At 51.5% G+C, this 9,455-nt stretch carries 10 protein-coding genes; all 10 read right to left on the bottom strand.

Features of this window, described 5'->3' with window-relative positions:
- Positions 1 to 270: 270 nt before the first annotated feature.
- Entirely contained in the window at positions 271 to 660 is a 390-nt protein-coding gene (locus HYT79_00050) for a hypothetical protein (GenBank protein ID MBI2068967.1), read from the bottom strand.
- A gap of 226 nt (positions 661 to 886) precedes the next feature.
- Complete coding sequence (locus HYT79_00045) at positions 887 to 3,604, bottom strand: hypothetical protein (GenBank protein MBI2068966.1); 2,718 nt, start codon at positions 3,602 to 3,604, stop codon at positions 887 to 889.
- Complete coding sequence (locus tag HYT79_00040; protein MBI2068965.1) at positions 3,555 to 4,046, bottom strand: hypothetical protein; 492 nt, start codon at positions 4,044 to 4,046, stop codon at positions 3,555 to 3,557. Before HYT79_00040 ends, HYT79_00045 begins: the two co-directional genes overlap by 50 nt.
- Positions 4,030 to 5,232: an AAA family ATPase gene (locus tag HYT79_00035; protein MBI2068964.1), complete on the bottom strand. Its 1,203-nt coding sequence runs from the start codon at positions 5,230 to 5,232 to the stop codon at positions 4,030 to 4,032. Before HYT79_00035 ends, HYT79_00040 begins: the two co-directional genes overlap by 17 nt.
- Positions 5,233 to 6,039, bottom strand: coding sequence for a hypothetical protein (locus HYT79_00030; GenBank protein ID MBI2068963.1), 807 nt, complete (start codon positions 6,037 to 6,039; stop codon positions 5,233 to 5,235).
- Positions 6,040 to 6,156: 117 nt separating this feature from the next.
- Positions 6,157 to 6,591: a DUF669 domain-containing protein gene (locus tag HYT79_00025; protein MBI2068962.1), complete on the bottom strand. Its 435-nt coding sequence runs from the start codon at positions 6,589 to 6,591 to the stop codon at positions 6,157 to 6,159.
- Complete coding sequence (locus tag HYT79_00020; protein MBI2068961.1) at positions 6,584 to 7,609, bottom strand: AAA family ATPase; 1,026 nt, start codon at positions 7,607 to 7,609, stop codon at positions 6,584 to 6,586. The genes HYT79_00025 and HYT79_00020 overlap by 8 nt, the downstream gene beginning before the upstream one ends.
- Positions 7,609 to 8,349 (bottom strand): PD-(D/E)XK nuclease family protein, encoded by a 741-nt coding sequence (locus tag HYT79_00015; protein MBI2068960.1) that lies wholly within the window; start codon positions 8,347 to 8,349, stop codon positions 7,609 to 7,611. Before HYT79_00015 ends, HYT79_00020 begins: the two co-directional genes overlap by 1 nt.
- On the bottom strand, positions 8,322 to 8,663 hold the full coding sequence (locus tag HYT79_00010) for a hypothetical protein (GenBank protein MBI2068959.1): 342 nt from the start codon (positions 8,661 to 8,663) through the stop codon (positions 8,322 to 8,324). Before HYT79_00010 ends, HYT79_00015 begins: the two co-directional genes overlap by 28 nt.
- Before the next feature lie 53 nt (positions 8,664 to 8,716).
- A partial coding sequence (locus tag HYT79_00005; GenBank protein ID MBI2068958.1) for a sigma-70 family RNA polymerase sigma factor occupies positions 8,717 to 9,455 on the bottom strand: 739 nt, incomplete at its 5' end.

Here is a 9,455-nt window from a genome sequence, read left to right as displayed (position 1 = left end):
CCCGGAAAGGATTTTCTCCGGCCTCAATTCTTCTGGCGGCATCGGCCATCAAAGCCGGAGGGTACTTATTGGGTCCCTTTTTAACCGTTGGCATCTGCTTCGTTAAAACCTCCCCAGACTTGTTTCATTGCCCTGCGAACCTTGCGTTGGTAATTCTTCTGATAACGCCGGTCCCAGAGATGGCGGCACTCGACGTGAATCCTCTGGTTCGGAAATGCCGGATGAAAAAACTTCTTGCAAAACTTGCATGTTCGTTTGGGATAGGTCCCCTTACTCATTTTTTAACCTATGGGCATCGCTTAAGTCCATAAAGCGTTTAAACGCTTGACGCGGTTCCTGCGGCTGGCGGCGCACTAAACCGCCAAATTCTTTTTTAATTCGATGGATTCTCCGTAACGCATCCGCGTCGTCTTTAAGATCAGCCAGGGCCGCGACCTCTTCCAGTAAATAAGTAACCAAGCTGGGCTCTTCTTGCTGGGCCTCCGCAAGATATCGGGGGTCGGCGACATACAGTATCTCCTCGCCGCCAAGAATATCGGATTCAATGACCGCCCACTTGCAGTGGCCTTGAGTTTCCGGCTTTGCCTTTGTAGGGGCCGAGGGTTGGGGCGTTAAAGGCTTGCTGGAATTGCGGCTGAGGAGGTGGGTTAGGCTGCCCATTGGACCCCCAACTTTTGGATGGCTTTAGTGCATTGGTGCAATGGTGCATCAGAAACCATGTGTGTGTATTTATTACCTATTTTCATTTTTCCATCCCCTAACCCCTCTTATTAATTAACTCCCCAATAAGGAGAGATACATTCCTGATGCACCAATGCACCAATGCACTTTTAGACATAAAAGCCTTGAAAATTAGACTTTTTAGCGGGTGCATCACGGGGTGCATTTAGGCCTCCATGCCAGGTAATGCACCCTGTTTTTGGTCATTTTCGGCCTCCAACCAAAAACGATGAACCCTGTCTCCGTTGCGAACCCGAACCTTCAAATCAACCCTCCAGCCGGCCCTTGCCAGGAGGGAATGCACCTCTTTTAGCCTGGCCATCAACTGCCTGGCGTTCTCAAAAGTGCGGGGATATCCATGCTCTCTTGCCAGCATGGTGAAGATATGGAGGAGCTCCCCGGCGCTGGCCTCAAAAAAGAAGCCCCTCTCATCCTCTTTAGGCATGGCATGGTACTTCTCAAGGAATTCGTCTTTGGCTTTCTCTTTCGTGCTTCTTCTGAGCGCCATAAAAGAGGCGCGAAATAAATTCAAAAACTGGAGCACGACATTCGTCTCGATGGATGTTTCCTCGGACTCCGCCTTCTGGGAACCAAGCCATTTCATCCAGAGGTTTTCCTCCAAACCCATCGGCGATTCAAGCGCATCCCAGATGAGAAAAACGAGCGCCAGGGCCTCGAACGTGCGGTCTTTGGGGTGATCCTTAAATTCCCGCTTAAGAAAAAACTCAACCTCCCGCCGTTTCTCGATCTGGGGCAGGATCTGGTGAGCCAGGAGATTGAAGATGGCTGATAAAATCAGGTTGCGGCTCTTCAGTATTTTCTGGATGGTTCCGCCTTGAGAGAATCGTGGATCATGGTGGGAAGAGTCGCAGGGGACCTCCCATTGGCGCGATAGAAGCTCTGGCTTGCCCAAGGATTCAATGCCGGTGGTCACGATGAAGGCGGTCGCTTTTTCCCGGATGATCTCCTCATCTGTAAAAAGTTTTCGCTTTTCATGGACAATGCCGGTTGCTCCTGTGAGCAGGAAATCGAGGAGTTCGCCCTTGATGTTGGCCACCTCGAGATTGTCCAGGATGGATAAGGGATTACGCGAAGCGTCAATATAGAAGCTAGCGATCGTTCCGCTCTTGGCGATATCCTCGCCGAAAATCAAGTATCCGATGAGTTTGGCCGCCGTGGTCTTGCCGGAATCCGTGGAACCGCTTAAACGCAGGAGCGGCTTGGCTGGGCAAAAATCTTTAAGAAATAGGGCTGAGGCAAAGCTGGCTAAAAGCGCCCGGTCGGTCAAGGAGCAGGGAAACTCATCAAATAGAAGCTCTTTGAATTTCTTTAAGCCTTGGGCGAGATCGGCGTTTTCAAGGTAGGCAAACGGCTGGACCCGGTCGCTGGGGGCCAGTATCACCTTGTCCTCGTTCTGGCCATTGGGCATCAGTGTAATACGGTTGGGCTCAATCTTCAAAATCCTTCCCTTCTCATCGTGGGTGTGGATGTAGATGGCTGGCTTTGCGGGGTCGCCAAATACCCAGCCAGCTGATTTGATCGGCGAGCCCGAGGAGCGCACGAAGTTTCTGAGAAACTCCCAGGCAAACTTTCCCTCTGATGTTGTGACATTGAATTGCCCGATCTTTTGAAGAAGGGAATTAAAAAGCCTGTTGTTTCCGACCGTATAAAGTTGGCCCTCTAAGCAGAGATACTCCAGCGAGGATTTAGGGTCATAGAAAAACGCTCCTTTCTTCGCCAGGTGCTCCGCCGCGGTCTGGGCAACGCTGATGTAGCGCTCATGCGCTGTTAGGTCTTTGGCGTTTCTGATGGAGTCAATTACCTGGAGCAGATCAGGGCCATTCTTGCCTTCCGCCTGATCAGCAGGCGCAAATTTATCCAGATCAACGGACGACGCATCGTCAATCAGCTTTTGAAGCTCAAGGGCGCTGTAACAGCGTTTCTCCAAGAGTTCGCCGTTGACGTTTCTGGGCTTGGTGAAAAAATCTGAAACATCCTTGTCATCTTTTGTGCCGAGAAGCGGGAGCTGAATATTTTTGATTGAGGCGATCTGGGCTTTCTTAAAAGCCCTAAGCACAATACCTTCCACGGCGGCTTGCCCTTCCGGGTCGCAGTCGTAAATCACAACAACATCCTTGCCTTTGAATAGCGGCAGCCATTCCTCCCTAAAGGAAGCGCAGCCATGAGTTGAGGTGACCGCCGCAAAACCGTTCTGTTGAAGAATGAGGCGGTCCAGCTCGCCCTCGCAAAGGATGACCTGCTTGCCTTCATACTTGGCCAGTTCGTCCGCACCGTAAAGTCTCGGCGTATTGCCGTGGCCCTTAAAATTGATCATCTTGGGCTTCTGTGTGGGGCTGTAAAGCCGTATGTTGACGAACCTTCTTTGCTCGTCGCGGACGGGGATAGCCAACCGGCGGCGATGAACGTCCCAGCCTAGCTCGTACTTTTGAATCGTTTCATTGGATAGCCCGCGTTTTTCTTTTAAGTAACGCAGGGCAGAGGGTTGGGCGTTCAAAGCCCTGGTCATCGCCTTGACCAATCCTTCGTGGAATTGCTCCGGCTTATGGCCGTTGAAACTTGGGCGCGGGATTCCGGTTTTGTCTCCCAGGGCTACTAGGGCGTCCTTAAAGGAAAATCCGGTCGTGTTCATCAAAAAATCAAACGCGCTTCCCTTGCCACAACCTGCGAAACAAGCCCACTTTCCCGAACTACGGTTAAAGGCAAAAGAAGGATTCTGATCGTCGTGGAATGGGCAGCAAGCGGCTACCCAGCCGTCGCCGCTGGTTTTCTGTTTTTTAAGCGATGAGAATAGATCGGAGAAATCCCCGATCCTCTCAAGCACCTTCTGGCGGTAATCTCTCCAGACTTGTTTTGTGTCTTCCAATCTCCCTCTCCTTCTCGTATTTCAAAAACTTCTCAAGCAGCCTGTAAGTCAGAGCCCGGCCCATGTCACGGCTTCCCGCAAAGAAAACGCACACCTTATATTTGACCGACCAGGCGATGATAGAGTTGACCGCGGCCTTGGGGTTCATGCGGGTGAATGCCGGGGCCTTCAAAAACCCATCCAGCGTGGACTCAACCACAATGGCGGCGTAATCAAGGGAGGCCAGGCGCTTAAGCTCCCTTTCAAAACGTTCGCGGCCGCTTCCCAATGAGGAATAAGCGTCCTCATGGGTCTTACGTTCGATGGCGACGTGATTCTCATATCCCAAGATGGAGTAATCGCCGCAGGCAAGCGCCTTGCATACCGCGCCGGGGTATTCATAAGGCAGCTTTTCGCGTGAATCCACGACAATGGTGAAATTGCTGTCAGCTTTCTTTTTCATTGAGAAATCCGGCAAGGCCGGTAAAACGTTTCTCCTGCCCCCGGCGCTGGACGATCTTTGGGATCTCCTCCCTTTGCCCCACCATGACGCAAAGACCCTTGGCTCGGCTGACAGCCGTGTAAAGGAGGTTCCTGTTCATCATTAGGGAACCAAAAGACTTATGCACAGGAATCACGACAGCCGGCCACTCGGAGCCTTGGCTCTTATGAACTGTAAGGCAGTAGGCAAGGTCTAGGTCGTTTTCAAATGGGTCAAGGGTGATGGCTCTGTCCGGGTTTTCAAAAAGAATTTCGATTTTTCTTGCGGCCTTATCAATTGTTTGAACATAGCCCAAATCGCCATTGACGATCCCCAGGCCGTACTCATTTTTGAGCTGGATCACCTTGTCTCCAGCCTTGAATCGACATCCCTCAATAATTGGATTTGGATTTAGGGCTTGCTGGAGCCTGGCATTGACGGCTTTACAGGAGAGCAGGGTTTTTTCCCGCAAGGGAGAAATGACTTGGATGTCGCGGAAAGGATTGAGCTTCCTCGCTTCCGGCAGCTTCCGTGTGACCAACTCAACGATTGCGGATTGGATCGCTTCCTCTTCTTTCAGGGAAAGAAAAAAGAAATCCTTGGCATTGGCGTTATCCACTAGGATGTCCTCGCCGTTTTTGATGCGGTGGCAGTTTTTAATGATAAGACCCTCATCTTGGCGTTTGATAATTGTAAGCTCGACCGCCGGAAAGGCGCGGGACTCAAGAAGATCGCGCAACACATTACCGGGGCCGACCGATGGCAGCTGGTAGGGATCACCGACCAAGATGAGCTTGGTTTGTGGTTTCACCGCCTCAAGAAACCTCGCCATGAGCGAAACGTCAACCATGCTGACTTCATCTAAAACGATCAGGTCATCCTCAAGCGGCTTATTCGGCCCTCTCGTGAACGCAAACCCGTCGTTGATTTTCTCCGGCTCCAAAAGCCGGTGAATTGTTGACGCGGGTTTCCCTGTCACCTCGGAAAGCCGCTTGGCCGCCTTGCCGCTGGGAGCGGCCAGGGCAAAACGAAAGCCCCCCGTGGCGAGATCGTCTAAGATGGATTTGACCGTGGTTGATTTGCCTGTTCCCGCGCCGCCGGTCAAGATAAAAACATTGGCTTGCCGGGCCAATTCCAAGGCTTGTCTCTGATCAGGGAAAAGTTCCATTTATGACCTCAATTTTTTAAGCAGCTTTGCGATAGCGGTCTCGTCCCGGTGGAGTGCCCGCATATATACGGCTTCTCCCTCAATAACAATGTCGCCGTCTTGTTTCATTTGGGCAAGCGCCGAAGATATTTTTTCCACTTTCACATTCAGATTTTCTTGGGCTTTGACGAGCAACATTTCAGCGGGAAGAAAGGTGTGGCCTCCACTCCCGGCTGCTTCCTTGAGGGTGTAAAGGACGCCGGCGCGGATTCTAGGGTAGCCTTCAGGCTCAAAACCAACCTTCCTTGCGATTTGATCCGCAGTCAAAAACCCCACGCCCTGCACTTTGTCAATAAGCTCATAGGGGTTCTGGCGCAGCTTCTCAGGCGCGTCCGCTCCCCAAAGCTCGATGATTCTGTGGCGCACGCGGCCGGACACAGGGACTCCGGTTAAAATTTCAGTCAAGGCTAGCTCGAGTTTCTCCTGGCTTTCAATCTTTTTAAGCATGGCCGAGATTTCCTCAGCTCTAGAGGGAGTGATGCCGGATATTTCGCGGGCTACACGTTCGGGGTTATCCTTAAGCACGGCCAATGAGTCCTTGTCAAAGGCCTCGATAATTCTTTTTGATATTTCCGGCCCCACCCACTTGGCGTTTTCCTTGAGATAGGACCGGATCGCATCGAGGCTTGTGGGATAGGACTGCGAATAATTTGCGAACGCGAAAGTCTCGCCCCAGCGCGGGCTATGGAGCCATTTTCCCTCGAACCGATACTCCATCCCTATCTGGGGATGCGCCATGTATCCCTTGACCGAAACCCCGGTGTCCAACTTTCCGATTAGAAAGTCATTCTTGTGGAACCGGATTTCGACCAGGATTCCGGCGAGAGCGCCTGTTAAAGAGGGGGCGGTCAAGAGTTTTTCTCCGCTGATTTTTAACCGCGATGGTTAGAAGGAAATCTCTTCCAGCTCTTCGGGGGCTTTCGCCTCTTCTTCAGCGCGCTCATAACCGGCGAAGGGCACGACGTTTCGCTTTTTGGTTCTGCCTTCTTCGTCCTGGTACTCCTCGACCTCAACCGTCAGATGGCACTGGCGATTCTTGATCATCTCCGGGGTAAGGTTTAACTCCTGTGTGACATCAAGACCAAGCCTGGAGCAGATGAGTTTGGCTCGTTTCATCGCGGCCTCGGAAAAGACCATATTGTCGAAGAGCTGGCGGCCGGTATGCTCACCGGAAACCACTTGGAAACGGAGCTTCCACATTTCGTCCTGGAACTGGGTTTGACTCTGCTGGACTTCAGCCACCTTGCAGAGATACTTACCCGCCGGGATGGGCGTGAAGTCCTGAACGTCGTCTACCTTGCTAAAGTCAATCTTAGGCATGAGAATTTCCTCCTGTGTTTGTCATTGGATTTTTTGAGGCCAGAACGGCCTCGAGTTTCTTTAGGATCGCCTCGGCGCTCTCGAGTGTCAGATCGTCTAAGGTACTCGCGCCATAAGCAACGAGTCCTTTGGCGACCCGCTCGGAGGTGAGGCCAAGCTGTTCAATTAAGACTCGAATCCGCGCTTTGATTTCCCCAAGAGCCGGCGGCGCAATGGGCTTGGCTTTCCTCGCGAGGGTTTCCTTGCCGAACAGCGATTCGAATAGCCCATACTTTGCCTCAAAGGGCTCCTTGGGCAGCTTGTTTGACCGATCCTTAAGGCAAGTGCCCATGTGCCGCCCTTTCTCGTCGACATGGAGCCTGACGATCGTGTCAAAAAGATAGGGCAGGCTCTTCTCGCCGTCAAAGGTGTCGCCGATGGCCTTCATGAAAGCGCCGTCCGCGTACTGGGTTTTCTGCCTGGCCGTGACGATCACGTTCATGTCCAAGGCGATCAGCTTGCGGATGAACTCTTTGAACTCCGCCTTGAGCGTCATCCAGTCTTTGGGTTGCAGATCATAGAACTCGAATTTGTGGCCTTTGCCGCCCTTGTTCCTGGAAAGGAAGATGTCGCTCCATTTTTTCTGAAGCGCGTCCCAGTAAATCGTGATGGGATCAATCACCAATGTACGGTGAGGGTGTTGATTGCTTAAAAGCCAGTTGACGGCCCCCAGCACCTCGTCAGCCGTGGTCGCCTTGAGCACCTCAAAATCAAACGCCTCCCCATAAAGGTCACATCCACCTTCAAGGTCTATGACAACGGGCTTGTAAAATTGAAGAGCCAGGGTGGTCTTGCCCGCCCCTGAGTCTCCCCAAATAAATAGCTTGAGTCTTTTTTCCTTGGCCTTAGCCTTTTGGAAAGGCGAGGATTCGGCGGCCGACTTCTTGGGGTTTCCAAGGCGCACGGCAGGAGCCGGTTTTGGGCTCCCTTCAGTTCGCTCGTTCTGCGGCTCTTCTGGTAACACGACATCGGTTTTCATTAGCTCCTCCTTAACGGATAATTTGCGGTTTGGTGAGTTTCAAATCTGCCGGATTCCAAAATATCGGCCATCCTCTCCATAACCCCTAAGAGCCAACGGCAATGGTCGTTGGTTCTTTTGGTGTGGATTTGTATCGGCCTAGGCTCCTTGCCCTTCACAACGACATCGAACCTTAATCCCTTTTCTACCCGGTCGTTGACGAGGCGATAAGCGAGGCTGTAGACGCTGAGTTGGACGTTATCGTCCACTTCCTCTTGGGTCGGCAGCCTGCCAAAGGCTTTGTTGTCAACGATGCAGCCTTCGGTATCAATTAAGTCCCAAATTCCAACCAAGCAGTACGGAAAATCAGCCCCAAGGCTAACCTCGAAGCGCTCCTCCACCTTGGCGGGAAAAACGATGGGGGCAATGGTTTCGTGATGGGCTTTGGTAATGGCCAGGCCTTGATCCTTCAGTTTGGCCGCGTTTTCACCCGGCTTCAAGCTGATCTCCTCATTCTTAAAAATGTGATCAAAATAACCCGCGTAGAGCTCAAGCATCTGGGATAACGGAAAATCCTTGCCGGTGCTGATTTTCTGGCGGTAATTTTCTTCTAAGGTCCGATGCCAAATCTGGCTTTGGATCATGGCCCCAGTAGGCGGCGTTTTAATGCCCTGGATATAGCGCGTTTCAAATTGCTTGGGATAATGCAGAAACATATTGATCTGCGTCGCGCTTAGATATTTTTTTCTCGGTTCATCCATTTATGGCAACCTTCCTTTGGGTGGTCGTCCAACCCAAGGATTAAATTTCTGCGTTTGATGCTTAGATTCATCAGCAATGCATCAATGGCAGGATGCGGACGAGGCGCGGGGTTTGCAGTTTTTTGAATTTTCTCTTCGGACGGCGCGGATTCTTCCAGCCGAGCGAGAGCATTGTCGTGGCTCATGTCCAGATGTTTCATAGCCTGCCAAACTACTTCGTCGGCAACCCCGTGAACGGCAAAGATGCCGCCTAGCACCAGGGCGATCTCCTCTATGGTTTCGTCTAAGAGTTTTCGGGTTTCTATCAAGCTCATGGTTTTGTCCTCACATATATAAATGCCGAAAAAGTCGAAAAAATGAACACTGCCTAGGGTTCCAGATGGGCCCTAATCCTGGCCAAGGCTCTCGCGTAGCGTCTATAAACGGTGTGGTAGGGAATGCCCTGCTCGCTGGCAAGATTTTTCATGGAAATGCCGTAAATGGCATGGCGGACAATGAGAAAGCTGTCTTGCTCTCCGATAACACCCTTATTGATCAGATCGTCTATTGTTTCCGCAAAGTTTTTGCCTTCTTTGGCCGTGGGCATGATCTCCCCCATTTGAGGCTGACCACTTTCCTGCCCTCGGACGTTTCCAGAAAGTTCCATATTTTTCTGTTCCGATCCGATATTGGCACGCACCCTTTTTTGGGTGTTCATTTGAAGATTTATAGCCACCCTGTCCTTCTTGGCGAGATTCCACTGTTCAATCTCTTCAAGAAAGGCCCAATAAATTTCCGAGAAAAGTTCGTCGGTTGTTTTTGCAATGGGAATGAGCCGGTAATAGAGATGCTCCAGCGCCGGCCAGAGAGCCAAAAGCAAAAGGAGAAAGGCCAAACGTCCGAATCCCCCGTGAAAAGCCTTGATCAGCGCAAAAAGGCAGGCGTCTTTTTGGGAATAATTCTGGCTTAAAGGGTCCCAGAGAACTTTAAGCAGCTCGTGAGCCGAGGGGTATGACCGGAGGATAGGTTCGGTTTCTAAAAGAGCCCGGTATTGTTTCTGAAATTGCGAACTGCCAAGTTCTTCATTGAGGCATTCGCGTATTTTTTCTTTTGAGGCGTTTTTCTGC

It is taken from the genome of Elusimicrobiota bacterium (assembly GCA_016180815.1).
Lineage (GTDB): Bacteria > Elusimicrobiota > Elusimicrobia > JACQPE01 > JACQPE01 > JACPAN01.
Note: the sequence above shows the minus strand (reverse complement) of the source record. Positions and strands in the feature narration are given on the sequence as shown.